Annotated in this window: 25 protein-coding genes; 8 read left to right on the forward strand and 17 right to left on the reverse strand. The window is 60.0% G+C overall.

Annotated elements, in window-relative coordinates; all coding sequences use genetic code 11:
- Positions 1-18: 18 nt before the first annotated feature.
- From CAF76_RS10920 to CAF76_RS10965, 10 genes are all read right to left on the reverse strand, one after another.
- Positions 19-1,347, reverse strand: a complete 1,329-nt coding sequence (locus CAF76_RS10920) for a sigma-54 dependent transcriptional regulator (RefSeq protein ID WP_085647246.1) — start codon at positions 1,345-1,347, stop codon at positions 19-21.
- Complete coding sequence (locus CAF76_RS10925; protein WP_085647247.1) at positions 1,344-3,257, reverse strand: sensor histidine kinase; 1,914 nt, start codon at positions 3,255-3,257, stop codon at positions 1,344-1,346. The genes CAF76_RS10920 and CAF76_RS10925 overlap by 4 nt, the downstream gene beginning before the upstream one ends.
- A gap of 176 nt (positions 3,258-3,433) precedes the next feature.
- Positions 3,434-4,168, reverse strand: coding sequence for an amino acid ABC transporter ATP-binding protein (locus CAF76_RS10930; protein ID WP_007953170.1), 735 nt, complete (start codon positions 4,166-4,168; stop codon positions 3,434-3,436).
- On the reverse strand, positions 4,165-4,836 hold the full coding sequence (locus tag CAF76_RS10935) for an amino acid ABC transporter permease (protein ID WP_007953172.1): 672 nt from the start codon (positions 4,834-4,836) through the stop codon (positions 4,165-4,167). The genes CAF76_RS10930 and CAF76_RS10935 overlap by 4 nt, the downstream gene beginning before the upstream one ends.
- Positions 4,836-5,582, reverse strand: coding sequence for an amino acid ABC transporter permease (locus tag CAF76_RS10940; protein WP_007953174.1), 747 nt, complete (start codon positions 5,580-5,582; stop codon positions 4,836-4,838). The genes CAF76_RS10935 and CAF76_RS10940 overlap by 1 nt, the downstream gene beginning before the upstream one ends.
- Before the next feature lie 194 nt (positions 5,583-5,776).
- Positions 5,777-6,691 carry a glutamate/aspartate ABC transporter substrate-binding protein gene (locus CAF76_RS10945; RefSeq protein ID WP_011335750.1) on the reverse strand — a complete coding sequence of 305 codons (915 nt, stop codon included), beginning with the start codon at positions 6,689-6,691 and terminating at the stop codon, positions 5,777-5,779.
- Positions 6,692-7,031: 340 nt separating this feature from the next.
- Positions 7,032-8,570, reverse strand: coding sequence for a glycerol-3-phosphate dehydrogenase (gene glpD / locus CAF76_RS10950; RefSeq protein WP_064599158.1), 1,539 nt, complete (start codon positions 8,568-8,570; stop codon positions 7,032-7,034).
- 248 nt (positions 8,571-8,818) lie between these two features.
- Entirely contained in the window at positions 8,819-9,574 is a 756-nt protein-coding gene (locus CAF76_RS10955; protein WP_007953179.1) for a DeoR/GlpR family transcriptional regulator, read from the reverse strand.
- A 95-nt stretch (positions 9,575-9,669) separates the two neighbouring features.
- A complete protein-coding gene (glpK, locus tag CAF76_RS10960) occupies positions 9,670-11,172 on the reverse strand; it encodes a glycerol kinase GlpK (RefSeq protein WP_039765827.1) in 1,503 nt (500 codons plus the stop codon).
- Between the two features lie 78 nt (positions 11,173-11,250).
- On the reverse strand, positions 11,251-12,102 hold the full coding sequence (locus CAF76_RS10965) for an MIP/aquaporin family protein (RefSeq protein WP_007953183.1): 852 nt from the start codon (positions 12,100-12,102) through the stop codon (positions 11,251-11,253).
- 360 nt (positions 12,103-12,462) lie between these two features.
- On the opposite strand from CAF76_RS10965, the gene ybaK reads away from it, so the two are divergent.
- The gene (gene ybaK, locus CAF76_RS10970) at positions 12,463-12,933 is read left to right on the forward strand and encodes a Cys-tRNA(Pro) deacylase (RefSeq protein WP_007953184.1); all 471 of its coding nucleotides are present in this window, start codon (positions 12,463-12,465) and stop codon (positions 12,931-12,933) included.
- An 89-nt stretch (positions 12,934-13,022) separates the two neighbouring features.
- Positions 13,023-13,805 (forward strand): PhzF family phenazine biosynthesis protein, encoded by a 783-nt coding sequence (locus CAF76_RS10975; RefSeq protein WP_085610877.1) that lies wholly within the window; start codon positions 13,023-13,025, stop codon positions 13,803-13,805.
- 49 nt (positions 13,806-13,854) lie between these two features.
- Here CAF76_RS10975 and CAF76_RS10980 read toward each other — a convergent pair whose 3' ends face one another.
- Positions 13,855-14,964, reverse strand: a complete 1,110-nt coding sequence (locus CAF76_RS10980; RefSeq protein WP_085647248.1) for an ABC transporter ATP-binding protein — start codon at positions 14,962-14,964, stop codon at positions 13,855-13,857.
- On the reverse strand, positions 14,961-15,881 hold the full coding sequence (gene argF, locus CAF76_RS10985; RefSeq protein ID WP_064599150.1) for an ornithine carbamoyltransferase: 921 nt from the start codon (positions 15,879-15,881) through the stop codon (positions 14,961-14,963). The genes CAF76_RS10980 and argF overlap by 4 nt, the downstream gene beginning before the upstream one ends.
- A 406-nt stretch (positions 15,882-16,287) precedes the next feature.
- Between argF and CAF76_RS10990 the strand changes: the two genes are divergently transcribed.
- The 3 genes from CAF76_RS10990 (at position 16,288) to grxD (ending at position 19,252) form a co-directional block, all read left to right on the forward strand.
- Complete coding sequence (locus tag CAF76_RS10990) at positions 16,288-16,578, forward strand: hypothetical protein (protein WP_085610874.1); 291 nt, start codon at positions 16,288-16,290, stop codon at positions 16,576-16,578.
- Between the two features lie 129 nt (positions 16,579-16,707).
- A complete protein-coding gene (locus CAF76_RS10995; RefSeq protein ID WP_085647249.1) occupies positions 16,708-18,813 on the forward strand; it encodes a molybdopterin oxidoreductase family protein in 2,106 nt (701 codons plus the stop codon).
- Positions 18,814-18,910: 97 nt separating this feature from the next.
- Positions 18,911-19,252 carry a Grx4 family monothiol glutaredoxin gene (gene grxD, locus CAF76_RS11000; protein ID WP_039765841.1) on the forward strand — a complete coding sequence of 114 codons (342 nt, stop codon included), beginning with the start codon at positions 18,911-18,913 and terminating at the stop codon, positions 19,250-19,252.
- Positions 19,253-19,358: 106 nt separating this feature from the next.
- Here grxD and bfr read toward each other — a convergent pair whose 3' ends face one another.
- The gene (gene bfr / locus CAF76_RS11005) at positions 19,359-19,835 is read right to left on the reverse strand and encodes a bacterioferritin (RefSeq protein WP_064599145.1); all 477 of its coding nucleotides are present in this window, start codon (positions 19,833-19,835) and stop codon (positions 19,359-19,361) included.
- A 199-nt stretch (positions 19,836-20,034) separates the two neighbouring features.
- On the reverse strand, positions 20,035-20,253 hold the full coding sequence (locus tag CAF76_RS11010; protein WP_007953193.1) for a bacterioferritin-associated ferredoxin: 219 nt from the start codon (positions 20,251-20,253) through the stop codon (positions 20,035-20,037).
- Between the two features lie 291 nt (positions 20,254-20,544).
- Here CAF76_RS11010 and CAF76_RS11015 point away from each other — a divergent pair, with 291 nt between their 5' ends.
- The gene (locus CAF76_RS11015; RefSeq protein WP_003227723.1) at positions 20,545-21,147 is read left to right on the forward strand and encodes a peroxiredoxin; all 603 of its coding nucleotides are present in this window, start codon (positions 20,545-20,547) and stop codon (positions 21,145-21,147) included.
- A 74-nt stretch (positions 21,148-21,221) separates the two neighbouring features.
- Here the strand turns inward: CAF76_RS11015 and rnt are convergent, their stop codons facing one another.
- On the reverse strand, positions 21,222-21,896 hold the full coding sequence (gene rnt / locus CAF76_RS11020; RefSeq protein ID WP_007953196.1) for a ribonuclease T: 675 nt from the start codon (positions 21,894-21,896) through the stop codon (positions 21,222-21,224).
- Positions 21,893-22,939: a dihydroorotase gene (gene pyrC / locus CAF76_RS11025; protein WP_039765844.1), complete on the reverse strand. Its 1,047-nt coding sequence runs from the start codon at positions 22,937-22,939 to the stop codon at positions 21,893-21,895. The genes rnt and pyrC overlap by 4 nt, the downstream gene beginning before the upstream one ends.
- A gap of 160 nt (positions 22,940-23,099) precedes the next feature.
- Between pyrC and CAF76_RS11030 the strand changes: the two genes are divergently transcribed.
- Complete coding sequence (locus tag CAF76_RS11030; RefSeq protein WP_007953200.1) at positions 23,100-24,008, forward strand: OmpA family protein; 909 nt, start codon at positions 23,100-23,102, stop codon at positions 24,006-24,008.
- A 129-nt stretch (positions 24,009-24,137) separates the two neighbouring features.
- Complete coding sequence (locus tag CAF76_RS11035) at positions 24,138-25,355, forward strand: argininosuccinate synthase (RefSeq protein ID WP_007953201.1); 1,218 nt, start codon at positions 24,138-24,140, stop codon at positions 25,353-25,355.
- Between the two features lie 132 nt (positions 25,356-25,487).
- Here the strand turns inward: CAF76_RS11035 and CAF76_RS11040 are convergent, their stop codons facing one another.
- The gene (locus CAF76_RS11040) at positions 25,488-26,069 is read right to left on the reverse strand and encodes a hypothetical protein (protein ID WP_085647250.1); all 582 of its coding nucleotides are present in this window, start codon (positions 26,067-26,069) and stop codon (positions 25,488-25,490) included.
- Positions 26,070-26,259 lie beyond the last annotated feature (190 nt).

Below are 26,259 nucleotides of genomic sequence, written 5' to 3' on the forward strand. Positions count from 1 at the left end.
GATCCACTTCGTTCTCGCTTAATGGCTCAGGCCGTATTTCTTCACTTTGTCGAACAGCGTGGTCTTGGCCATTCCCAGTTCCAGGCTGGCCTGGGTCAGGTTGCCGCCGCTGCGTTGCAGGGCGTCGCTGAGCAGGTTGCGCTCGAACGCTTCCACTGCTTCGGCGAATGCCAGACCCTGTCCCGCGCTACCCGCGCCGGTTTTCTTGAACGCCGGCAAACCGAGGGCAAAACGCTCGGCGACGTTGCGCAGTTCCCGTACGTTGCCCGGCCAGTCGTGGCTCATCAGGTTCGACAGGGTCTGGTTGTCCAGCTCCGGCAGCGCCCGGTCGAAACGCAGGGCCGATTGCTGGGTGAAGTGTTCGAACAGTTGCAGGATGTCTTCGCGGCGCTCGCGCAGGGGCGGCAGTTCCAGCGTTACCACGTTGAGGCGGTAGTACAAGTCGCTGCGAAATTCCCCGGCCTTGCTTGATTCGTCGAGGTCGGACTTGGTGGCCGCAATCACCCGGCAATCCACCGCCACGCTCTGGTTCGAGCCGAGGCGTTCGAGGGTGCGTTCCTGCAACACCCGCAGCAGTTTGATCTGCAACGGCAGCGGCATGCTTTCCACTTCATCGAGGAACAGCGTGCCGCCGTCGGCGTGTTCGATCTTGCCGATCCGCCGTTTGCCGGCGCCGGTGAAGGCGTTGGCTTCGTGGCCGAAAATTTCGCTTTCGAACAGGTTTTCCGGCAGCCCGCCACAGTTCAGCGCAACGAACTGTTTGCTGTGACGGCGGCTGAAATCATGCAGGCAACGGGCGACCAGTTCCTTGCCGGTACCGGTTTCGCCTTCGATCAGCACATTAGCCGAGGTGTCGGCGACGTTGGCGATCAGTTCGCGCAGGTTCTGCATGGCCGGCGAACGCCCGATGATCCGTCCTTCCAGTGAATCACGTTCGGCCAGTTGCCGACGCAGGGACGAGACTTCGCGATTCAGGCTGCGTTGCTCCAGGGCACGGCGGGCCACATCGACCAGACGCTCGGGGGAGAACGGTTTTTCCATGAAGTCGTAGGCGCCTTTCTGCATCGCGCCGACCGCCATGGAAATATCGCCGTGGCCGGTGATCAGCACCACCGGCAGGCTGCGGTCGCGTTGCTTGAGCCGGGTCAGCAGCTCCAGGCCGTCGATGCCCGGCAGGCGAATGTCGCTGATGACGATCCCGGCGAAATTGTCACCGACCTGCTCCAGCGCTTCTTCGGCACTGCCGACGCCGATGCAGGGAATGTCTTCCAGCGTCAGCGCCTGCTGGCAGCCGAGCAGGACATGGGGGTCGTCTTCGACGATCAATACACTGAGGTCGTTGTTCATATTGGCTCGGCAGGAGTAGGGCTTACCAACGGTAAACTGAGGACGAAAGTGGTACCACCGCTGGCCGGGTGTTCGACGCCCAGATGCCCGCCGGTGGCGGCCGCCAGACTGGCCGACAGGGTCAAGCCGAGGCCCAGACCCTGTTCGCCGGGCTTGGTGGTGAAGAACGGTTCGAACAGATGCTTGCGCGCTTCCGCGTCGATGCCGTGGCCGTTGTCGCGCACGCGCAGGCGATATTTGCCGTTGAATTCTTCGCCCTCCAGCCACAGTTCCGGCAGCGGTTGCGCCTGCATGGCGTCGAGGGCGTTGCCGATCAGGTTGACCAGAATCTGCTCCAGACGCGTCTGGTCGATCTGCACCTGCACATCGTCGAACTGGCGATGCAGTTGCAGCGAGGCACTTTCGACGCGAGCACCGAGTACTTGCAGCGCGGCATCCACCGCTTTGCCGAGGCTGGCGCGGCCTTTGTCGTCGCCGCGTCGGGCGAAGGAGCGCAGGCTGGCGGTGATCCGGCCCATGCGGTCGATCAGGTCGTTGATGGTCTTGAGGTTGGTGCTGGCGACATCGAGCTGGCCGCGCTCAAGGAAGCGAATGGTGTTGCCCGACAGCGTGCGCATCGCCGCCAGCGGCTGGTTCAGTTCGTGGGCGATGCTGGTGGACATCTGGCCGATGGCCGCGAGTTTGCCGGCCTGCACCAGTTCGTCCTGGGCGCGGCGCAAAGTTTCTTCGGCCTGACGCCGTTCGCGGATCTGGCTCTTGAGCCGGTCGTTGCTGGCGCGCAGGTCGGCGGTGCGTTCGGTAATCCGACGCTCCAGTTGATTGTTGGCTTCCTGCAAGGCTTCGCGAGCGGCGAGGCGGGTGGCGATGACCTTGCGCCGTTCGTTCCAGGCGATCAGCAGGAACGCCACCAGGGCAAACGCCACGGCCACCAGAATCCCCTGATTGATTGCCTCGCGCCGCAGATCCTGCAACGGCGTGAGCAGGGTGAAATTCCACGGGGTATCGCTCAACGGTCGGGTTTGCGCCAGGTAGCTGATGCTTTCTTCATCGCCATCCTGTTGGCTCGGCACTTCGCTGTTGGCCGGGAAGGTGAGTTTTTCCACGCCTTCGGACAGGGTTTCCCGGGCCAGCGGTTGCAGTTCGTTCAGCGGGAACCAGTAGTACTGCAGGCTGCGGGCGAGTTTTTCCTTGGTCTCGTCGCTCAGCGGTATGACCGATTTGAGGCGCCGGGCCGGATCGCTGGACAGAATGATGATGCCGTTTTCATCACTGACGAATGCTTCGAGGCGCGCCCGCTGCCAGCGTTCTTCCATGGCTTCCAGGCGCACCTTGACCACCGCGACGCCGATGATCTTGCCGTGTTCTTCGAGGCCGTGGGCCAGGTAATAACCGGGCTCGCCGTTGGTGCTGCCGATCCCGTAGAAACGTCCGGGCTGGCCGCGGATGGCGTTCTGAAAGTAGGCGCGGAACGACAGGTCTTCACCGAGGTAGCTGTCGACGTCACGCCAGTTGCTGGTGGCCATGACCCGGCCGGTGGTGTCCATGACGTAGATGGCCCGACTGCGGCTGCGCCGGTTCAGGCCTTCAAGGTAATCGTTGACCGTTTGCCGGTGTTCCGGGGTCGGGTCGTCCAGCAGCTGCGAAACGCTCGATTCGAGCTCCAGCAGGCTGGGCAGGTAGGTGTATTTGCTGATCTCGCTTTCGACCGCGCGGGCGTGCAGTTCCAGCTGGCGCTGGCCGTTTTCGCCGAGGCTGCGGATGCCGAAATGTTCGCTGGTCCAGAAGCCGATGTAACCCAGTCCGATCATCAGAGCGATGACCAGCGGCGGCAGGAACAGGTGGCGGATCAGACGGGGTTTCACGGCAAGTGATGGCGGCGTGGCGCGATAGAGAGTGGGGTCGCATTTCATCACAGTTGCCTTGGGTCAACCACAACACTTGCTTGAGGGCTATCGCCGGCCCCTTGTGGGAGCGAGCCTGCTCGCGATGGCGGACTGACATTCAACATCAATGTTGACTGTAATGGCCTCATCGCGAGCAGGCTCGCTCCCACAAGGGATTGGAGTTGCTTCGGCGAAGGTATTGCTTAGTGCTGCAGGATTTTCTCGAGGAAATGCTGCGCGCGTTCGGAGCGTTGGCTGATGTCGCCAAAGAACTCTTCTTTCTTGCAGTCTTCGATGATCTTGCCGGCGTCCATGAAGATCACGCGGTCGGCCACTTTGCGTGCGAAGCCCATTTCGTGGGTCACGCACATCATGGTCATGCCTTCGTGGGCCAGCTGCACCATCACGTCGAGCACTTCGTTGACCATTTCCGGGTCCAGCGCCGAGGTCGGTTCGTCGAACAGCATGACGATCGGGTCCATCGCCAGCGCACGGGCAATCGCCACGCGCTGTTGCTGACCACCGGACAGTTGCCCCGGATGCTTGTGGGCGTGAGCCGACAGGCCGACGCGCTCGAGCAGTTGCAGTCCTTTCTTGGTCGCCTCTTCCTTGCTGCGGCCCAGCACCTTGATCTGCGCGATGGTCAGGTTTTCGGTGATGGTCAGGTGCGGAAACAGTTCGAAATGCTGGAACACCATACCGACGCGCGAACGCAGCTTCGGCAGGTTGGTCTTCGGATCGGCAATCGATGTGCCGTCGACCACGATGTCGCCTTTCTGGAACGGCTCCAGTGCGTTGACGCACTTGATCAGGGTCGACTTGCCCGAACCGGACGGGCCGCAGACCACGATCACTTCACCCTTTTTGACCTCGGTGCTGCAATCGGTCAGCACCTGGAAGTCCCCATACCACTTGTTGATGTTCTTGATAGAGATCATACGGCGAACCTTTTTTGCAGACGCTTGACCAGCACCGAGGCGGCAAAGCTGATGGTGAAGTACACGAGACCTGCGAAGATCAGGAACTCATTCGAGCGGCCAATGATGTCGCCACTGGCGCGCGAGGCGTTGAGGAAGTCCACCAGGCCCACGGTGTAGACCAGCGAGGTGTCCTGGAACAGGATGATGCTCTGCTGCAGCAGCAGCGGGGTCATCTTGCGGAACGCCTGAGGCAGGATGATCAGGCGCATCATCTGGCCGTAGGTCATGCCCAGTGCCTGCGCCGCGCCCATCTGGCCTTTCGGGATCGACTGCACGCCGGCCCGGACGATTTCGCAGAAGTACGCCGCTTCGAACATCATGAACGCCACGATGCACGAGGTGAACGCGCCGATCGGGGTGTCTTCGCCGGTGATCCAGCGCAGCACGAACGGCACTGCCAGATAGAACCAGGTGATCACCAGCAGCAGCGGGATCGAACGGAAATAGTTGACGTACGCACCGGCGATGCTCGACAGCAGTTTGCTGTGGGACAGGCGCATCAGCGCGAGGATGGTGCCGAGGATGATCCCGCCGACCACGCCCAGCGCCATCAGCTTGAGGGTCATCAGCATGCCGTTCCACAGGCCGGGAATGGCCGGAACGATGCCACTGAAATCGAATTCCATTATTTACCCCCCACGGAGATCAGGCCGGGCACGGCGACTTTCTTCTCGACCATGCGCATCAGCAGCATCAGGCTCATGTTGAGGGTGAAGTAGATCAGGGTCGCCAGGGTGAAGGCTTCAAACAGGTTGGCCGAGAATTCGGCGGTCTGTTTGGTTTGCGCCAGCAGCTCCATCAGACCGATCAGGGACGCCACGGAGGAGTTCTTGAACACGTTCAAAAATTCCGAGGTAAGCGGCGGAATGATGATCCGGTAGGCCTGGGGCAGCAGCACGTTCCAGTAGATCTGCGGCAGCTTGAAACCCATGGCGCGGGCGGCGGATTCCTGGCCCCGTGGCAGTGCCTGGATACCGGTGCGAACCTGTTCGCAGACCCGGGCGGCGGTGAACAGGCCCAGGCACACGACAACGCTCAGGTAGGCCGAGGTGGTCGGGTTCAGGTCCTGCTTGTACCACTCCTGCAGATCCGGCGGCAGCAGATCGGGCACCAGGAAGTACCAGATGAACAGCTGAACCAGCAGCGGCACGTTACGGAACAGTTCGACGTAGCAGGTCGCGATGCCCGACACGATGCGGTTCGGCACGGTGCGCATGATGCCCAGCAGCGAGCCGAGCAGCAGGGCGATGATCCAGGCGACGATGGCGATGGCGATGGTCCAGCCCAGACCGGAAATGAACCAGTCGAGATAGGTCTCGCTGCCCACGCCGGTGGACTTGAAGAACACGCCCCAGTCCCAGTTGTAATTCATTAGGGTCTCCCCTCGATTCGATCGATGTACAAGTGCCCGCCTGGGGAAGCTCCGTTCCCGCCCTGATTGTGAAAATCAGGCACACGCGATCGGCTCGACAGCCACCGGTTCGAGTGTTTCCAATAAGTGCCAGCAGGGAGTGACCATCCCCTGAAAAGGCAGGCGCCTCCTCAGGGGATAAGGTTAGTCAGAAATCAGGATTTCTTGTCGTCAGCCGCTTTGTCGGTCGGATTGGCGATCAGGGCCTTGAGCTCGTCGCTCATCGGGAAGTTCAGGTTCAGGCCTTTTGGCGGAATCGGCTGCATGAACCATTTTTCGTAGATCTTGTTGATCTCACCCGAGGCGTAGGTCGCCTTGATTGCGTCGTCGACAGCCTTTTTGAACGGCTCGTCGCCCTTGCGCATCATGCAGCCATAGATTTCGTACGACTGTGGCGTGCCGGTCACGGCCCAGTCGGAGGCTTTCTTGGCCTTGGCGGCTTCGCCGGCCAGCAGGGCGTCGTCCATCATGAACGCAACGGCACGACCCGATTCCAGCATCTGGAAGGATTCACCGTGGTCCTTGGCGGAGATCACGTTCATGCCCATCTGCTTGTCAGCGTTCATCGCCTTGAGGATGCGCTCGGAAGTGGTGCCGGCGGTGGTCACGACGTTCTTGCCTTTCAGATCGTCGAAATCCTTGTACTTGGAGTCAGCCTTGGACAGCAGACGGGTACCGATTTCGAAGATGCCGACGGAGAAGTCGACCTGTTGCTGACGCTCGACGTTGTTGGTGGTGGAGCCGCACTCGACGTCCACGGTGCCGTTCTGCACCAGCGGGATACGGGTTTGCGAGGTGACGAGGTTGTATTTGACCTGCAGGTTTGGCAGGTCGAGGTCTTTCTTGATCGCTTCGACGATGGCCAGCTGGATATCGTGGGAGTAGCCGACCGGCTTGCCGGAAGCGTCAGCGATGTAGGAGAAAGGGATGGAAGCGTCACGGTGGCCCAGGGTGATGACGCCGGACTCTTTGATCTTCTTAAGGGTGCCGGTGAGTTCGGCAGCGAAAACTGGTGTGCTGATCAGAGCGGCAGCAATGGCTGCGCCCAGGATATGGGGAACGATGCGCATCAAATTTTCCTCGACATTGTTTTTTTTATGGAGCCGGTTGAGCGGGCCCTTTTGAGCTTCGAATGCCTGACGGCTCCTGTTGTGTTGGCGCAACAGGCATTCGTCGAAGGAGTGTAGAGCATGAGTCGTGCCAGACCAGTCGATACAGGTTAATTCATTGATTTATAACGTTATTAAAGTTTTGTGATGGTGTTTTTCCGTGGATCTGATCCGGTTAACCGAATTGACCGTCAGGTCGCGTTCGGAAAACCGAACGTCCTCAGCGCATCCTTTCTCAGCCTGAATGCAAAAAGCCCCTGAATCTTTCGATTCAGGGGCTTTTTGTTCAACGACGAGCGGGTCAGGCCGCTTCGATCTTGCTGCGGTTCTGCTCGACCTTGTTCAGGTACGCCGCCAGTCGCTCTTGCTCCGCCGCCGTGGTGAACAGGCCCAGTTTGCTGCGACGCCAAAGAATGTCATGTGCGGTGGTGGCCCATTCTTCGGTGCACAGGTAGTCGACTTCACGGGTGTAAAGCCCGCCGCCGATGTGTTCGCCCATGTCGGCCAGAGTGTCGACGCCTTCAAGCATGCGCCAGGTGCGGCTGCCGTAGGTAGTGGCCCAGCGACGGGCAATTTCGGTCGGTACCCAGTCGAACTTGTCGCGGATCTGCGCGCTCAGGGCCTGTGGCGTGGTCATGTCTTCGCCGCCGGGCAGGGTAGCGGTGGCGGTCCAGCTCGGGCGCATTTGGGTGAAGAACGGCATCAACTGCGCCATCGCCGACTCGGCGAGCTTGCGGTAGGTGGTCAGCTTGCCGCCGAACACCGACAGCAGCGGCGCTTCTTCGGTACTGCCGGACAGCGCCAGGGTGTAGTCGCGGGTCACGGCCGAAGGGTTGTCGGATTCGTCGTTGCACAGCGGACGCACGCCCGAGTAGGTGTGCAGGATGTCGTCACGGCTGATCTGCTTCTTGAAGTGGGCGTTGACCACTTTGAGCAGGTAATCGGTTTCGCCGTCGGTGATCGCCACTTTGGCCGGATCGCCGGTGTACTCGCGGTCGGTGGTGCCGATCAGGGTCAGATTGTTCAGGTACGGAATGGTGAAAACGATGCGCTGATCTTCGTTTTGCAGGATGTGCGCGTGATCGCCTTCGTACAGTTTCGGCACGATGATGTGGCTGCCCTGGATCAGGCGGATGCCGTACGGCGATTCCATCTTCAGGTCGTCACGGATGAACTTCGCGACCCACGGGCCAGCGGCATTCACCAATGCCTTGGCGGTGATCGAAAACAGGCTGCCGTCGGCGCGTTCCAGGTTCAGGTGCCACAGGCCCTTGGCGCGGCGGGCGCTGACGCAGCGGGTCTGGGTGTGAATGTGCGCGCCTTTTTCACGGGCGGCCATGGCGTTGAGAACCACGAGGCGGGCGTCGTCGACCCAGCAGTCGGAGTATTCGAAGCCTTTGCTGATTTCGCTTTTCAGTGCGCTGTCGGCGCCGAACTTCAGGCTTTTCGAGCCCGCCAGTTTTTCGCGCTTGCCGAGGTGGTCATAAAGGAACAGGCCCGCGCGGATCATCCACGCCGGACGCAGGTGCGGGCGGTGCGGCAGCACGAAACGCATTGGCTTGACGATGTGCGGGGCCTTGGCCAGCAGCACCTCACGTTCGGCCAGGGCTTCGCGCACCAGACGGAATTCGTAATGTTCGAGGTAGCGCAGGCCACCGTGGATCAGCTTGCTGCTGGCCGATGAGGTGTGGCTGGCCAGGTCGTCCTTTTCGCAAAGGAACACCGAAAGACCGCGACCGGCGGCATCCGCTGCGATCCCCACGCCATTGATCCCGCCGCCGATGACGGCGATGTCGTAGATCTCGGAGATAGGGGGCGTACGCAAGGTAGATGTGGACATCGGCTGGCCTCGGGCTCTTTTGATTTTCTGTCTTGGAAATCGAACATGAATGTTCATTTGCGAAAATGGTAGCCCATAAAGACGCGCGCAGCCAGTCGACTTCGATTGAAAAAACTCATCGAAGGGCCGAAAAAGGAAAATATTCGAACATGAAATGCGCGTCAGGGCGCGGATCAGGGCGTGACTGATCGTTCCCACGCAGAGCGTGGGAACGAGAGTTCGCCGGGAGGGAGTTATGCGGGAGAGGGTTAAACGACTTCCAGACGAATCTTGTGCTGGCTCAGCAGTTGCGCCAGGGCCGGCACCGGTTGCTGATCGGTGACCAGGCAATCGATCAGGCTGATCGGGCCGAGGCGGATCATCGCGTTACGCCCGAACTTGCTGGAGTCCGCCGCTAGGATCACCTGCCGGGCATTGGCGATGATCGCCTGGGACACCCGCACTTCCTGGTAATCGAAGTCGAGCAGGCTGCCGTCTTCGTCGATACCGCTGATGCCCACCAGCGCAAAGTCGACCTTGAACTGGTTGATGAAGTCCACGCTCGCCTGACCCACCACGCCGCCGTCGCGACGCACGTTGCCGCCGGTCAGCAGCACATCGAAATCATCCTTGGCGCTGAGCATCGAAGCGACGTGCAGGTTGTTGGTGATGATCTTCAGGTGGCTGTGATTGAGCAGGGCGCGGGCAATCGATTCGGTCGTCGTGCCGATATTGATGAACAGCGAGGCGTGATCGGGAATCTGTGCGGCGATGGCTTCGCCGATGCGTTGCTTTTCATCGCGCATCTGATCGGCGCGCATCGCGTAGGCGGTATTTTCGACGCTGGAATCATAGGCGGCGCCGCCGTGGTAGCGACGCAGCAGATTGGCTTCCGCCAGTTGATTGATATCGCGGCGGATGGTTTGCGGGGTAACAACGAACAGCGTGGCCATTTCCTCGATGCTCACATAGCCGCGTTCGCGGACCAGCTCGAGGATTTGCTGCTGACGGGGAGGCAGATTCATGGGGCTTCCTTTGGGCTGCCGTGCAAAATTTGCCCATGATGCCGCAGGAATCCGCTCCCTACCAGTTACAACAGGTTACGAGTACTCAGCTTGGCTTATTCAGCGTCTTCACGCTCCCAGTCACGGGTCCGGCTGACGGCTTTTTTCCAGCCTTTATAGAGCTTCTCTTTGGCCGCTTCGTCCAGGCTCGGTTCGAACTCGCGCTCGATCACTGCCTTGCCGCGCAGTTCTTCCAGGCTGCCCCAGAAACCGCACGCCAGGCCAGCCAGATAAGCTGCGCCGAGCGCCGTGGTTTCGCGCATTTTCGGACGTTCGACCTGGGTGCCGAGGATGTCGGCCTGGAACTGCATGAGGAAGTTGTTCGCCACCGCACCGCCGTCCACGCGCAGGGCCTTCAGGCGTTCGCCGGAGTCCTGTTGCATGGCGTCAAGAACGTCGCGGGTCTGGTAAGCGATCGATTCCAGCGCAGCGCGGATGATGTGATCCACGCGCACGCCACGGGTCAGGCCGAACAGGGCGCCACGAGCATACGGGTCCCAGTAGGGAGCGCCGAGGCCGGTGAAGGCGGGCACCAGATAGACGCCGTTGCTGTCCTTCACCTTATTGGCGAAGTATTCGGTGTCGTGGGCATCGTTGACGATTTTCAGTTCATCGCGCAGCCACTGTACGGTCGAACCGCCGTTGAACACCGCGCCTTCCAGGGCGTAAGCGACTTCGCCGCGCGGGCCGCAAGCGATAGTGGTGAGCATGCCGTGTTGCGATTTCACCGCTTTGTCGCCGGTGTTCATCAGCAGGAAGCAACCGGTGCCGTAAGTGTTTTTCGCTTGGCCCGGCTCGACGCACATCTGGCCGAACAGCGCAGCCTGCTGGTCGCCGGCGATACCGCCGATGGCGATGCCGCTTTTGGTACGGCCGTAGATTTCCGAAGAGGCTTTGACTTCCGGCAGCATCTCGCGCGGGATGTCGAGGATCTCCAGCATCTTCGCGTCCCACTCCAGCGTGTGGATGTTGAAGAGCATGGTGCGCGAGGCGTTGGTGTAGTCGGTGACGTGGACCTTGCCGCCGGTGAATTTCCAGATCAGCCAGCTGTCGACGGTGCCGAACAGCAGTTCGCCGTTGCGCGCGCGCTCACGGCTGCCTTCGACGTTGTCGAGGATCCACTTCAGCTTGGTGCCGGAGAAGTACGGGTCGGTGACCAGGCCGGTGGTGTCGCGGATGTAGTCTTCATGACCGTCGCGCTTGAGCTGCTGGCAGATCTCGGTGCTGCGGCGGCATTGCCAGACGATCGCGTTGTACACCGGGCGGCCGGTGGTCTTGTCCCAGACCACGGTGGTTTCACGCTGGTTGGTGATGCCGATGGCGGCGACCTGGTCATGGTGCAGGCCGGCTTGGGCCAGGGCTTCGACCATCACTGCGCTCTGGGTGGCGAAGATTTCCATCGGATCGTGTTCGACCCAACCGGCTTGCGGGTAATGCTGGGCGAATTCGCGTTGTGCGGTGCAGACCACGTTCGCGTCACGGTCGAAAATGATCGCGCGGGAGCTGGTCGTACCCTGATCGAGGGCAATGATGTAGTTCTTGTTCTGAATGTCGGTCATGTCGATTGCCTTGGACGAAATAAGGGAGAGTGGGCCGTGGCGCGGGTTCTATAAGGGCAGGAGCTCGCGCCGACTGTTTCAAGAAGTTCTTGGTTTGCCGTCAATGGCCGGTTCTGCATCCTTTGTAGCAGGTGTGGCGCCGGTTAGGTGACGGGCAATCAGCCCGCGATACCCGGCAGCGCCGAGGCAGGCACCGACAATCGGTGCAAAAATCGGAATCAGGAAGTACGGGATTTCACGTGCGCCAGTGAAGGAAATTTCACCCCAGCCGGCGAAGAAAGTCATCAGTTTCGGGCCGAAGTCCCGGGCCGGGTTCATCGCGAAACCGGTCAGCGGGCCCATCGAACTGCCGATCACGGCAATCAGCAGACCGATCAGCAGCGGCGCCAGCGGGCCTTTCGGCAGGCCGTTGTTGTCGTCGGTCAGGGACATGATCACGCCCATCAGAATCGCGGTGATGATCACCTCGACCAGGAACGCTTGGGCAGTTGACAGCGCAGGGTTCGGGAAAGTGGAGAACACCGACGCCAGTTCCAGGCTGGCTTCAGTGCCACGAACCATATGGTGAGTTTGTTCGAAATCGAAGAACAGGTTGCTGTACAGCGTATAGACCAACAGCGCGCCGCAAAAGGCGCCGGCGACCTGGGCCAGAATGTAGAACGGCAGTTTGCGCTTTTCGAAGTCGGCAAAAATGCTCAGGGCGATACTGACTGCAGGGTTCAGGTGCGCACCGGAAACGCCGGCGGTGAGGTAGATCGCCATGCTGACGCCAACGCCCCAGATGATGCTTATTTCCCAAAGACCGAAGCTGGCGCCCGCGACCTTGAGCGCGGCGACGCAACCCGTACCGAAAAAGATCAGGAGTGCAGTACCCAGAAACTCGGCCAGGCACTGGCTCGAAAGCGAAGGTTGCTGTAACGCAGTTGTCATTGAAAACCTCGGTTTTTGTTGTTGTCTGGCGCGTTGCCGACAGGGCAACGCGCGATTTTCGCCGAGGCAGGATCCCCATCCTGTTCCCGGTTTACTGCTGGGTGCTGCGATGACGATAATTCTTACATTATTCAGATTCGAAAAAATATAGACAAGAAACAAACCTGTCAAAGGTCGAAAGTGAACCGTCAGTCACAAATAAACTATCAGTCATGTGAATGATCCTGCGGGTCACCCGGCCTGCGCGGTTGTTACTGGCCTGCAAACCCCGGGAAACGTGGCGCGTGGTAGAGCCTTTTGCCCAGCGATGGCCTAAAATCCGCCGCAGGATTTTTCGCCACTGCCGAGCCCGGAGCTGCCATGACCCCTGCGTTGGACTTGTTGAAAAAAGTTCGTGCCGAACATCGCGTGCACAGTTACGAACATGACCCGAAGGCCGCGTCGTATGGCCTGGAGGCCGCGGAAAAACTGGGGCTCGATCCGGCGCAGGTGTTCAAAACGCTGCTGGCAGCCAGTGAGAAGGGTGAGTTGCTGGTGGCGGTGGTGCCGGTCGTCGGAAGTCTTGACCTCAAGGGGCTTGCCCACGCCGCCGGCGTGAAAAAAGTCGAGATGGCCGACCCGGCCGCTGCGCAACGTTCCACCGGTTACCTGCTGGGCGGCATCAGTCCGCTGGGGCAGAAAAAACGCCTGCGTACCTTCATCGATAATTCGGCCCAGCCTTTTGCGACCATATATGTCAGCGCCGGTCGGCGCGGGCTGGAAGTGGAACTGGCGCCGGCGGTATTGGCGGAACACACCCAGGCGAAATTTGCCGACATCGGTCGCCCTTGACGTCTGTATGAAGAAAATTGGCCGGCACTGTCACTGGCGCTGATCCGGCCGGCGCTGCATGCTCGTTCGACTGACACAGGGAGAAGGTTATGCAGCTCGAGTTTCATCAGGTCGACGCGTTCAGTGATCGGCCGTTCAGTGGCAATCCGGCAATGGTCTATCGGCTCGACGCGTGGCTTGCGGATGAGCTGATGCAAAAGATCGCCGCCGAGCACAATCTGGCGGAAACCGCGTTTCTGGTGCGCGAAGGTCAGGCGTGGCACATCCGTTGGTTCACGCCGACCACCGAGGTGCCGCTGTGTGGTCATGCGACCCTGGCCAGCGCCTATGTGCTGTTCGAGATCTATAAGGAGAGCGCCGAGCGTCTGGACTTCACTTGCAAGTCCGGGCCGTTGAGCGTCAGCCGCGAAGGTGGCCGGTTGTGGCTGGATTTTCCGGCCATCGAAGCGGTTGAGAAAGGCGTCACCCTGGAGATCGAGCGGGCGCTGAATGTCCAGGCAGTCGATGTTCTGAGTTCCAACGAGCTGTTTGTGGTGCTGGAGTCGGAGCAGGCGGTGCTCGATTGCCAGCCGGACATGGTCGCCCTCGCCAAGCTGCCGTGGTTGGGCGCTATCGTCACGGCCCGGGGCAATCAGCATGATTTTGTCTCGCGCTATTTCGCTCCGGCCATCGGCATCAATGAGGACCCGGTGACCGGTTCGACCCACTGCAGCCTGATTCCGTACTGGTCGAAACGTCTGGGCAAATCCAGTCTGACTGCATGCCAGCGCTCGGCGCGGGGCGGCGAGCTGTTCTGTCGGCTGGAAGGCGAGCGGGTGAAGATCGGCGGCAATGCGACGCTGGTGGCCAGCGGCACATTGATGCTGGGCTGAGAGCAAAAAATAAGGGAGCCATCAGGCTCCCTCGTTGTTTGTGTGCAGATCAGTGCGCGGTGCTGTAACGGCGAACGCCGTTTTCCACCGCCGGAATCTGCGCGGCGGTGCTGCCGGAGGCCTGGAACAGCACCAGATGTTCCGCCGCCACCCGAATCCCGACATCCGCACCCACCTGATGGTCGGCGTGGCTCGGGAAGATCGATTCCAGCTGTGCGCCGGTCGGCAGTTGCAGGCGATACAGGGTCGAAGCGCCGAGGAAGGTCTTGCCGACGATCCGCGCTTTCAGCGCACTGTCCGGCGCGTAAACGATGTCGTCCGGACGCAGCAGCACATCCACCGCGCCACCGATCGGCCAGGTGTAGGCGCGATTGCCGCGCAGTTCACCGAGTTCGGTCTGCACCGATTCCGGGCTGCCCAATTGGCCGCGAATGAAGTAACCCTGACCGATAAAACTGGCCACGTACGGTGTCGCCGGCTCGTGATAGAGGTTGTAGGGCGTGTCCCACTGCTCCAGCCGGCCTTCCTTGAACACACCGACGTGATCGCTGACGGCGAAGGCTTCTTCCTGATCGTGAGTCACCAGAATTGCACTGGTGCCACGGGCTTTGAGGATGTCGCGCACTTCATGGCTGAGCTTGCGGCGCAATTCGCCATCGAGGTTGGAGAACGGCTCGTCGAGCAACAACAGTTGCGGCTCCGGCGCCAGGGCGCGGGCGAGGGCGACACGTTGTTGCTGGCCGCCGGACAGCTCATGGGGGAAGCGTTTGCCGAGGTTCTTCAGGTTGACCAGTTCCAGCAGCTCCTCGGTCACGCGCTCCTTGTTCGGGTGCTTGCGGATGCCGAAGGCGATGTTGTCCGCGACACTCAGGTGCGGGAACAGCGCGTAGTCCTGGAACACCATGCCGATCCGGCGTTTTTCCGGGGCGAGGGTGAAGCCGGCGCTGGAGATCACTTCACCGCCGAGAGAGATTTCTCCTTCGTGCACCGGTTCGAAACCGGCAATCGCACGCAGGGTGGTGGTCTTGCCGCAGCCGGAGGAGCCAAGCAGGCAGCCGATGTCACCGGCGTTGAGGTGCAGATTGAGGTTCTGCACCACACGTTGATCTTGATAGCCGCAAGCGAGGTTGCGCAGGTTCAGCAGTAATTCATGACTCATGCGTGGTGATATGCCGGTTCGACAAGGAACTCGAGCAGGGCCTTCTGTGCGTGGAGACGGTTTTCTGCCTGATCCCAGGCGACGGAGCGCGGGTCATCGAGCAGGTCGAGGCTGATTTCCTCACCGCGGTGAGCGGGCAGGCAGTGCATGAATAGCACGTCATCGGCTGCCAGGTCGAGCAGGGCACGGTTGACCTGAAACGGCGCAAACAGCTTCAGGCGCTTGGCGGTCTCCTCTTCCTGGCCCATGGAGGTCCAGACATCGGTGCTCACCAGATGCGCGCCGCGCACGGCGTCTTGTGGGTCGCGGACGATGGTCACGCGGTCACCGGCCTTGGCCACGAACTCAGGGTTTGGTTCGTAGCCTTCGGGGCAGGCCACGCGCAACTGGAAGTCGAACTGGATCGCCGCTTCTATATAGCTGTTGCACATGTTGTTGCCGTCGCCGATCCAGGCCACGGTCTTGCCCTGGATCGAGCCGCGGTGTTCGAGGAAGGTCTGCATGTCGGCCAGCAACTGGCACGGGTGCAGGTCGTCGGACAGACCGTTGATCACCGGCACGCGGGAGTTGGCGGCGAATTCGGTCAGGGTGCTGTGGGCAAAGGTACGGATCATCACCGCATCGAGCATGCTCGACATGACGATGGCGCAGTCGCCGATCGGCTCGCCACGGCCCAGCTGGGTGTCGCGCGGCGACAGGAAAATCGCCTGGCCGCCGAGCTGGATCATGCCGGCCTCGAAGGAGATGCGGGTACGGGTCGAGGATTTCTCGAAGATCATCCCCAGGACGCGGTTTTTCAGAGGCTCGAACAGTACGCCGCGGTTACGCAGGTCCTTGAGCTCAACGCCTCGACGGATCACGCTGACCAGCTCTTCGGGCGTGCAATCCATCAGGGAGAGAAAGTGCCTTGCGCTCATCATTGACTACCTTTTTGCTACAAACCGCAGATGCTCAAAGCCTTGTTTATCGGAACAACGGGCGAGACCTGCGGCGTAAGCCGCACGGGGGCGACGAAATAGGGGAAGGCGCGATATTGACACTAAATGTCGCGTTTTTCCAATAGGCTACGGTTTTTGCAGAAATGTGCCGGGGTGATAACAGTGCGAACACTGTGATTTCCGGTCAGTTTTCGAGAGGGCAGCGAGGTCTTTGTACACTGGCCCCACCGGGCTTGGCAATCCGCCGCGGCGGGGATGGCACCGCTCTGGTCGGTTTGCGACCGATGAGCCACCGGTTCGCTTGGTCGGATGCGCAGGTTGAAACATTTGCTAAAGCAAAGTGCTGGGTTATAAATAAATCACGAGCGACGCAGGAAGCCTCCGCATGGAATCGAAAGAAAAACTGTTAATGGAACTGCTGGGCCACACGGCACGCTCATTGACCCACCTCACCGCCTCGATGACCTCGATGTCCTTCGAACTGATGCGCAGCGAAGACGACGTGGTCAAGGCCGCCAGTCGACAGATGATCGACCGTATGGCGACCATCAGCGCCGGGCTCGACGAGCATTGGCGACTGATCGGCGAACTCACCGGCGTCCACGTCGCCCACGAGCAGATCGAGACCATCCAGGAAATCCAGCTGGCCGCGCCGCCACAGCTTCCGGCGAACTGACGCGTCTATCGGCGGGCCTGATGGCCGCCGATTCACAAGACGAACGTCGCTGGCGCTGCATCGGGCTGCGGGCCATAGTTTTGTTCCCGCAGGCGTGATTGCCTGCCCAGAACAAGACAGAGACTGGCCATGACCAAGACTCTCCATCACCGTGCCTGCCACCTGTGTGAAGCCATCTGCGGCTTGACCATCGAAACCACCGAAACCGACGGTCAGGTGCAAATCACCTCGATCAAGGGCGATGCTCAGGACACGTTCAGTCGTGGGCACATCTGCCCCAAGGCTGTGGCGCTGCAAGACATCCAGAACGATCCGGATCGCCTGCGCCAGCCGATGCGCCGGGTCGGCAACGAATGGCTGCCCATCGAGTGGGACGAAGCGTTCGAGCTGGTCGCCGAAAAACTCTCGGCGATTCAGGAGCGTCATGGGCAGAACGCGGTCGCCGTGTATCAGGGCAATCCCAGCGTGCATAACTATGGGCTGATGACCCACAGCAATTACTTCCTCGGCCTGTTGAAAACCCGCAACCGCTATTCGGCGACGTCGGTCGATCAACTGCCCCATCACCTGACCAGCTACTTGATGTACGGCCACGGCTTGCTGCTGCCGATCCCGGATATCGATCACACCGATTTCATGCTGATTCTGGGCGGCAATCCGCTGGCGTCCAATGGCAGCATCATGACCGTGCCGGATGTGGAGAAGCGTCTGAAGGCGATCCAGGCCCGGGGCGGCAAAGTGGTGGTGGTCGATCCGCGGCGCAGCGAGACGGCGGCGATGGCCGATCAGCATCTGTTCGTGCGTCCGGGTGGCGATGCGGCGTTGCTGTTTGGTGTGCTCAATACTCTTTTCGCCGAGGGCCTGACTTCGGACAGTCTTCTGCCGGTGGATGGTCTGGATGAGGTTCGCGCGGCGGTAGCGGGTTTCACCGCCGAAGCCATGAGCCCGTTGTGCGCCGTTCCCGCCGAACAGATCCGCCAACTGGCCCGGGACTTCGCCGCCGCGCCAAGCGCTGTTTGTTATGGCCGGATGGGGGTTTCCACTCAGGCCTTCGGCACGCTGTGCCATTGGGTTGTGCAGTTGATCAATCTGGTCACCGGCAACCTGGACCGCGTCGGCGGTGCCTTGTGCACCGAGCCTGCGGTGGATCTGGTGGCGTCGACTTCGGGCGGGCATTTCAACAAATGGCAGAGCCGCGTATCCGGGCGTCCTGAATACGGCGGCGAGTTGCCGGTCTCGGCGCTGGCCGAAGAGATGCTCACCGAAGGCGAGGGGCAGATTCGCGCGCTGATTACCGTCGCTGGCAATCCGGTGTTGTCCACGCCCAACGGCCGGCAACTGGAGCAGGCGCTGGACGGGCTGGAGTTCATGGTCAGCGTCGACCTGTATATCAACGAAACCACCCGTTACGCCGACCTGATCCTGCCGTCGACTTCGGCGCTGGAGAACGATCACTACGACACCACCTTCAACCTGTTCGCCGTGCGCAACGTCAGCCGTTTCAATCGGGCGATCCTCGCTAAACCGGAGGGGGCACTGCACGACTGGGAGATCTTCGTCGGCCTGGCCAAGGCCTTTGCCGCGAAGACCGGCAAGGAGCTGAAACCGACGATGCCGCCGGCGAAGATGATCGATATGGGGTTGCGCATGGGCGCCTATGGCGATGCGTCCGAACACAAATTGTCGCTGGCGACGCTGTTCGATCATCCACATGGCGTTGATCTGGGAGCACTGAAGCCCAACCTGACACCGCGATTGAAGACCGCCAATCAACGAGTTCAGGCGGCGCCGCCGGAAATCCTCGCCGACCTGGCGCGCTTCGCCGCGTTGCAGGCGCCGGCCGCCGATGAGCTGCTGATGATCGGCCGCCGTCATGTGCGCAGCAACAATTCGTGGATGCACAATTACCATCGACTGGTGAAGGGCAAACCGCGTCATCAGCTGCTGATGAACCCGGACGATCTCGCCAGTCGCGGGCTCAGTGATGGTCAGCTTGTGCGGGTCAGTTCGCGGGTCGGGCAGATCGAGGTCGAGGTGCTGGGCAGCGCGGACATGATGAAGGGCGTGGTCAGTCTGCCGCACGGATGGGGCCATGCCCGGCCGGGTGTGCAGATGTCGATCGCCAGCGGTCAGCCGGGCTCTAGCGCCAATGACCTGACCGATGAATGCCAGCTCGACGAGCTGTCAGGCAATGCGGCGCTCAATGGCGTGCCGGTGACGGTGGCGGCGGCTTGAGCATGTCTGTCGGGGAGACCGAGCAGGGCGCTCGGGATTCCGTTACAATGCGCCACCGTGCCGACCCATGAGTCGGAAAGTTCAGCCGAGGTGCTCCATGGATATCATCGAAACGATTAAAGAGCAGATTGCCAACAACACCATTCTGCTTTACATGAAAGGCTCGCCGAATGCCCCGCAGTGTGGCTTCTCCGCGAAAGCTGCGCAGGCTGTGATGGGCTGTGGCGAGAAGTTCGCCTACGTCGACATCCTGCAGAACCCGGAAATCCGTGCCAACCTGCCGAAGTACGCCAACTGGCCGACTTTCCCGCAGCTGTGGGTAGCCGGTGAGCTGGTCGGCGGCAGCGACATCATGGCTGAAATGTTCGCCAACGGTGAGCTGCAGACTCTGGTCAAGGAAGCATCCGCCAAGGCTGCTGCGGCCAAGTCCGAAGCCTGATTGGTTTCTGTCCGGACTTCGGCAACCCTGAAGTCCAGGCAATAAAAAGCCCCGCCTCTCGAAAGAGGGCGGGGCTTTTTAGTGTCTCGAGTTTAGCGCTGGCTGATTACTCGTCTTCGCCCATCTGCGATTGCAGATAGTTCTCAAGACCGACTTTATCGATCAGGCCCAGTTGGGTTTCCAGCCAGTCGATGTGTTCTTCTTCAGATTCCAGGATGTCTTCGAGCAATTCACGGCTGCCGAAGTCACCGACGGATTCGCAGTGGGCGATGGCGGCCTTCAGATCGGCGTGACCGGTCTTCTCGATACGCAGGTCGCACTCCAGCATTTCCTGGGTGTGCTCGCCGATGTGCAGCTTGCCCAGGTCCTGCACGTTCGGCAGGCCTTCGAGGAACAGGATGCGCTTGATCAGCTTGTCCGCGTGCTTCATCTCGTCGATGGATTCGTGGTACTCGTGCTTGCCGAGCTTGTTCAGGCCCCAATCTTCATACATGCGCGCATGCAGGAAGTACTGATTGATCGCGACCAGCTCATTGGCAAGGATCTTGTTGAGATGCTGGATGACTGTTACGTCGCCTTTCATGATGGGAGTCCTGCCCTAAGTAGCGGTATATAAGGCAGAGTTTGAGCTTGGTATTTATAAGTGTCAAACCTAAGTTATTGAATAATAAATGAAAATTAATCGGAATAAGAATGTTTGTGTTCCGCGTCTAGACGCTAAGCAGTTGATTTTCAGGCATAAAAAAACCGGACTTAAGTCCGGTTCTTCGAAATCGGGATAATTACGCGGCTGTAAATTCTGCCGGGTAGGGGATCGCGGCCTGGGCGGTTTGCAGCTTGGTCAGGGTTTCGCGAACCACTTCCTTCGCCAGGCACGCGCATTTGCCGCATTGGCTGGCGACGCCGGTGGCCTGACGGACTTCTTTATAGCTGCAGCAACCTTCATAGATCGCTTCGCGAATTTGTCCGTCGGTGACGCCAGTGCAGAGGCAAACATACATAAGTGAGAACCGTCGCTGGTTGTGACTCAATTGCGATGGATCTTAATGTTAACGAGAATGATTGTCAAAGTGCTTTCCGAAGGGTTTTCATCGCCAATGGCTGTGACTGACGAACGGTGGTGCATGGCTGAATGCCAGCCGGGATTTCGCGAAAAACCGTTAAGGCCAGTCCAAAAACGCAGTGTATGATGGTCGGCCCTTGCGAAGGGGGTTCGTGTCACAGGGCTGTCGCCTGAGGGTGGCAGGCTGGCCCGGACCCTGAACTTCAAGTTTCTACACCAGGAGATATCAATGAGCGTACTCGTAGGCAAACAAGCCCCAGACTTCACCGTCCCGGCCGTACTCGGCAATGGCGAGATCGTTGACAGCTTCACCCTGTCCTCGGCCATCAAAGGCAAATACGGCCTGGTGTTCTTCTACCCGCTGGACTTCACCTTCGTCTGCCCGTCCGAGCTGATCGCCCTGGACAACCGCATGGCCGACTTCAAGGCTCGCAACGTTGAAGTGATCGCCGTATCGATCGACTCGCACTTCACCCACAACGCCTGGCGCAACACCCCGGTCAACAATGGCGGCATCGGCCAGGTGAAATACACCATGGCTGCCGACATGAAGCACGACATCGCCAAGGCCTACGACGTTGAGTCCGAAGGCGGCGTGGCTTTCCGTGGCGCGTTCCTGATCGACGACAAAGGCGTTGTCCGCTCGCAAATCATCAACGACCTGCCGCTGGGCCGTAACATGGAAGAGCTGATCCGTCTGGTCGACGCGCTGCAATTCCACGAAGAGCACGGCGAAGTCTGCCCTGCCAACTGGAAAAAAGGCGACAAAGGCATGAACGCTTCGCCAGAAGGCGTTGCGGCTTACCTGACCGAGAACGCTGCTGCCCTGTAAGGCGCATCGTCGAGGTACAAAAAAACCGGCTCTTGAGCCGGTTTTTTCATGCGCGGGATTTAACCCGGCGACCCTCAGTCGTCGAAGTCTTCCCAGCCGCCCATCTGTTTCCAGCGGTTGACGATGCCGCAGAACAGCTCGGCCGTCTTCTCGGTGTCGTAACGCGCCGAATGCGCTTCACGGCCATCGAAGTCGATGTCGGCTGCCTGACAGGCCTTGGCCAATACGGTTTGACCGTAAGCCAGACCGGCGAGGGTCGCGGTGTCGAAGCTGGAGAATGGGTGGAACGGATTGCGCTTCATGTCCAGTCGCGCGACGGCGGCGTTGAGGAAACCGAGGTCGAAGCTGCTGTTGTGGCCGACCAGGATCGCCCGCTTGCAGCCGTTGGCCTTCAAGGCCTTGCGCACGCCACGGAAGATGTCGGTCAGCGCCGTTTCTTCGCTGACGGCCATGCGCAACGGGTGATCGAGCTTGATCCCGGTGAACTCCAGTGCCGCCGCCTCAACGTTGGCACCTTCGAACGGCTCGACGCGGAAGAAGTAGGTGTGATCCGGGTAGACGAAACCCTTTTCATCCATGGCGATGGTGGTCGCGGCAATCTCCAGCAGAGCGTCGGTGGCCGAGTTGAAGCCACCGGTTTCTACGTCGACGACAACCGGCAGGTAGCCGCGAAAGCGTGCTGCCATTGGATGGCGCGAACCGCCGCCACCTTGACCGTCCAGTTCGTCGTCGAAATGGTCTTCACTCACGCGTGTTCCTCCAGCAGGCGCCAGCGCAGTTTTTCACCGGCGCGCAGCGGGATAACGGTCAGCTCGCCGAAAGGCAGGCTGGTCGGGGCGGTCCATTCGTCACGAACCAGGGTGATGCGATCGGTGTTTGCCGGCAGGCCGTAGAAACGTGGGCCGTTGAGGCTGGCGAATGCTTCGAGCTTGTCCAGCGCATTGCGCTGTTCGAAGGCTTCTGCATACAGCTCGATGGCGGCGTACGCGGTGTAGCAGCCGGCGCAGCCGCAGGCGGCTTCCTTGGCGTGCTGGGCGTGCGGCGCCGAGTCGGTGCCGAGGAAGAACTTCGCGCTGCCGCTGGTGGCGGCGTCAAGCAGGGCTTCCTGGTGCGTGTTGCGCTTGAGGATCGGCAGGCAATAGAAGTGCGGCCGGATCCCGCCCACCAGCATGTGGTTGCGGTTGTAGAGCAGGTGATGCGCGGTGATCGTTGCGCCGACGTTGGCGGACGCCTCGTTGACGAACTGCACGGCATCGCCGGTGGTGATGTGTTCGAACACCACTTTCAGTGTCGGGAAACGCTCGACCACGCGGCGCATGTGCTCGTCGATGAAGATTTTTTCGCGGTCGAACACGTCGACGTCGCCACGGGTGACTTCACCGTGGATCAACAGCGGCATGCCGACTTCGGCCATGGCTTCCAGCGCCGGGAAAATCTTGTCGATGCTGGTGACCCCGGAATCGGAGTTGGTGGTGGCGCCGGCCGGGTACAGCTTGGCGGCGTGCACGAAACCGCTGGCCTTGGCCTCACGGATTTCTTCGGGCTGGGTGCGGTCGGTGAGGTACAGCACCATCAGCGGCTCGAAACGACTGCCGGCCGGGCGGGCAGCGAGAATCCGCTGGCGATAGCCGTCGGCTTCAGCGGCGTTGCGCACCGGAGGTACCAGGTTGGGCATGATGATGGCGCGACCAAAGGTGCGCGCGACATCCGCAACGGTGTTGGTCAACACGGCACCATCGCGAAGATGAATGTGCCAGTCGTCGGGACGCAGCAGGGTCAGGCGGTCGGACATGAGGGGATTCCAGGCGGGTCAAACTGAGGCGAATGCTACCGGAAAAGACTCTTGCAGGCACTCGCTATCAAGTTTTGCGACGAGCGTCCGATATCCCGTAGGTATGCCGTAAAGATGTATGTCTCGGTCTTTTTTGTTGTAGAAGCCAATGGAGCCTCCCGTGCGCCAGCGATATTTAGCCTTGCTCAGTGTGTTTGCCAGCCTTCCCGCGATGGCACTGACCTACCAGACTCGTCTGGAGAACATTGAGTGGACGGTCGAGGGCGACAAGTTCGAGTGCCGTCTGACGCAGCCGATCACCGACTTCGGCTCGGGGCAATTCGTGCGCAAGGCCGGCGAGCAGGCGACCTTTCGCCTGAACGCCTACAACGCCATGCTTGGCGGCGGTTCGGCGACTTTGCTGGCGGCGGCTGCGCCGTGGCAGCCGGGGCGTGGCGACATCAATCTGGGCACGGTTCGACTGGGCAGCGGCAACGTGCTGTTCAACAGTTCGCAGTCCCAGGCCGGGCAACTGATCAGCGGGCTGATGGACGGTCGCAGCCCGGTGGTACGTCGGGCATCAGGCGATGGTCGGGTGTCGGAAGTGCGCCTGCTGCCGGTCAAGTTCAGCAAGGCGTTCAATGACTATCAGACCTGCGTGGCGAAACTGCTCCCGCAGAATTTCGATCAGGTCAAACAATCGCAGATCGGCTTCCCCGGCGAAGGCATCGAGCTGGATGCCGCCGCCAAGGCCAAGTTGCAGGTGATGCTCGAATACATGAAGGCCGATCCGACGGTCAATCACATCGAGCTCGACGGCCATTCCGACAACAGCGGCAATCGCCTGACCAATCGCGAGCTGTCGCGCCGTCGTGCGCTGGCCGTGGTTGATTTCTTCAAGGCCAACGGCATTCAGGAATCGCAGATCACCGTGCGTTTCCATGGTGAGCGCTACCCGTTGGTCCCGAACACCAATGCCGCCAACCGGGCCAAGAACCGCCGGGTCAACGTGCACCTTGCGCGAGTGGCACCGACTACCGCGCCGGCGCCTCAGGCCAGCACGCCGGCCAACACGGCGGCGACTTCCTGACCTGCCGGTCATCGTCGCCCTCTCGACAGATTCTGTCGCTTTGTCGTCTTAAGCTGTCGCGCCTCTGTAAATTATCGCGTTTGGGCGGTAGACTCCTCGGCTTTCCGTAGAACCCCGTGGAGTGATGGCATGGCGGACGTAAACAAGGTCGTTCTGGCGTATTCCGGCGGCCTGGACACTTCGGTGATCCTCAAGTGGCTGCAGGATACTTATAACTGTGAAGTCGTGACCTTCACCGCTGACCTGGGTCAGGGCGAAGAAGTCGAGCCGGCTCGCGCCAAGGCGCAGGCCATGGGCGTCAAAGAAATCTACATCGACGACCTGCGCGAAGAATTCGTGCGTGACTTCGTGTTCCCGATGTTCCGCGCCAACACCGTTTACGAAGGCGAGTACCTGCTGGGTACTTCCATCGCGCGTCCGCTGATCGCCAAGCGTCTGATCGAAATCGCCAACGAAACCGGCGCCGACGCCATTTCCCACGGCGCCACCGGCAAAGGCAACGACCAGGTGCGTTTCGAACTGGGTGCCTACGCGCTCAAGCCAGGCGTGAAAGTGATTGCTCCATGGCGCGAGTGGGACCTGCTGTCCCGCGAGAAGCTGATGGATTACGCCGAGAAGCACGCGATCCCGATCGAGCGTCACGGCAAGAAGAAATCCCCGTACTCGATGGACGCCAACCTGCTTCACATCTCCTATGAAGGCGGCGTGCTGGAAGACACCTGGACCGAGCACGAAGAAGACATGTGGCGCTGGACCGTCTCCCCGGAGAAGGCTCCCGACACCCCGCAATACCTGGAACTGACCTACCGCAACGGCGACATCGTCGCGCTGGACGGCGTCGAAATGACCCCGGCCACCGTACTGGCGACTCTGAACAAGATCGGTGGCGAGCACGGCATCGGCCGTCTCGACATCGTCGAGAACCGTTACGTTGGCATGAAGTCCCGTGGCTGCTACGAAACTCCGGGCGGCACCATCATGCTGCGCGCTCACCGCGCCATCGAATCGATCACTCTGGACCGCGAAGTCGCTCACCTCAAAGACGAGCTGATGCCGAAGTACGCCAGCCTGATCTACACCGGTTACTGGTGGAGCCCTGAGCGTCTGATGCTGCAACAAATGATCGACGCTTCGCAGGTCAACGTGAACGGCGTTGTGCGTCTGAAGCTGTACAAGGGCAACGTCATCGTAACCGGCCGCAAGTCCGACGATTCGCTGTTCGACGCCAACATCGCGACCTTCGAAGAAGACGGCGGCGCCTACAACCAGGCCGATGCGGCGGGCTTCATCAAGCTCAACGCACTGCGCATGCGCATTGCTGCCAACAAGGGCCGCAAGCTATTCTGAGTCGTTGGTTCGGATGTGAAACAAAGGCCTTGTCGTAAGACAAGGCCTTTGTGTTTCCGGGCGCGCGGTACTTCAAACTGATCCGGATCCGTATTGGCGCTGATCTTGCTGCTCCCGCTTTCTGCGGGGCGTTCAAACCTTTTCCACCTGGATCATGCTCATTGAATCCACGTCGTAAGCAATGCAGTAGGCCGTTCCGGCAGCCTTCTTTGCCTGTTTAAACGATTTGAAGATGTTTTCTGTTAATGAAGCGTCCGATGTCGAGCGGGTCAGGAACAGGAATATTCTGAGTGAGTGCTTGGAAGAGTGTGGGATTTTTTTCAATAGCGCATCTGTGTCAAATTCGGCAGTCCGTCCCCTGATATCAACGATATATAGCGTAGTTAAAAACTTTTGCAGTTTTACTGTGTGTAATTCTATATCGGTCTGTGTCGCTGTTTCATGCATGTGGGATCCAGTTTCCTCAAATGCCTTTAAAAAACTACTGTCGTTTTCAAAGTCTGAAGGTGCATAAAGGGAGCGATAGTTGAAATTAAGAGTTATGAAGAACAGGAACGACAGGAAAAAAGGAAAGCTGATTAAAAGCCAAATGTAGATCTTCCGTTCTTCGTTATCCAGAAAGGGCAGGGAAACCGCTGCCGAGGTCTCCGTTATCAATGCAAATACGGCGATAATGCTGATGGGGTTGGTGATCTTTCTGTTGGGTTTTAACATGTGCTCTGCTCATGAAATTGCTGATCTCGTCATGGGGTTCTAGTGATTTGTATAGCTGGGTGTCGGGTTGGTGCTCCGACGCTAGTTAGCTGGTGTTTATCGGAAATACCGTTGAATTAATATAAGTATGTTGTTTCAGCTTTTTATTTCTTTCGGTGGGTTTGTTTTTTGTTGGATAGTTTTCGAGTGG

This window comes from Pseudomonas sp. B40(2017), from assembly GCF_002112855.1.
Lineage (GTDB): Bacteria > Pseudomonadota > Gammaproteobacteria > Pseudomonadales > Pseudomonadaceae > Aquipseudomonas > Aquipseudomonas pharyngis.